This is a genomic window from Salinimicrobium oceani (assembly GCF_012037645.1).
In genome coordinates, this window is sequence record NZ_JAAVJR010001557.1 from 1 (window position 1) to 292 (window position 292).

General features: G+C 39.7%; 1 pseudogene. It reads right to left on the bottom strand.

Going from position 1 to position 292, the window contains the following annotated elements:
* Positions 1–292, bottom strand: a pseudogene (locus HC175_RS23055) (chemotaxis protein CheB); the annotation flags it as partial.

Consider the following 292-nt stretch of genomic DNA (forward strand, 5'->3'; position numbering starts at 1 on the left):
CATCCAGGAAGATTGTCCCTATCTGAGTACTTTCAAGCAGGTTGTTCACATCTGCATTGAGGGCAGCCAAATCTTCCATTTTTTGAAGATTTTCGGCATTTACTGTATTGATCTCCTCATTTACACTTTGAAGTTCTTCATTTGTACTTTGTAATTCTTCATTGGAAGCCAGCAGCTCTTCATTTGCCGCCTGCAACTCTTCATTACTGGTTTCGATTTCCTCCAAAGAAGTTTGAAGCTCTTCCCTGGTTTGTTTTAACTCCTCCTCCAGGTTAAACACATATTCTTTTGT